Below are 687 nucleotides of genomic sequence, written 5' to 3'. Positions count from 1 at the left end.
TCTTCTGTAAAGTTTCCCATGCGAAGGGATTTTGCCTTTATGTTAAATGCGCTTCCACCTGTTATGATTTCGCCGTCCGGCTGTTTCATGCGGTAATCACGCACATCCCGAACCCCGCAAAGTATAATGCTTTGGGGAAAACTTGAAGGGCGATCTGTGTATCCTGCCCTGATCTGCCTTAAAAGAGATATTAATGTGTCACCAACAAGGGCATCCACTTCGTCAAGGAGCAGTATTGCAGGTATTTTTTTCGATGAATCGGGTGTAGTTAGTCTGTTTGATGAATCGGGTGCAGGTAGTATGTTTGATGAATCCGAGGCAGGTAGATTTTTTGATGAATCAGGTGCAGGCAGTTGAGACCAGAACTGAAGCATCTGGGTTAAAAGATCATCAACCGGAATACGGGTTGAGTTTTCATAGAACCAGTTTGTCACCCTGTTTTCACCGGTGCAGGCATTAATGCTGCGGGCAATAATTGTGCATATTGAAGGTATGCCCCTTTCAACATTGCTTCGGGCTGTCTGCACAGCCTCTATGTTGGCATATACAGCTCTGTATTCCTTTGAGTTGTTGAGGCTATCTTTAATGGCCAGAAGTGTGCTTGTTTTTCCTGTCTGGCGCGGGGCATGGAGTATGAAATAACGTTTTGTGTCTATGAGCATTTTTACGTCGTCCCAGTCAATACGC

1 protein-coding gene is annotated in these 687 nt (G+C 45.1%); it reads right to left on the bottom strand.

The genetic code is table 11. From position 1 onward, the window contains the following. The coding region (locus MTBBW1_RS29050; RefSeq protein WP_222424017.1) for an AAA-like domain-containing protein at positions 1-687 on the bottom strand (687 nt) is incomplete at both ends.

This window comes from Desulfamplus magnetovallimortis (genome assembly GCF_900170035.1).
GTDB lineage: Bacteria > Desulfobacterota > Desulfobacteria > Desulfobacterales > Desulfobacteraceae > Desulfamplus > Desulfamplus magnetovallimortis.
The sequence above is the reverse complement of the archived record's forward strand: the minus strand, read 5'-3'. Positions and strand labels throughout refer to the sequence as shown.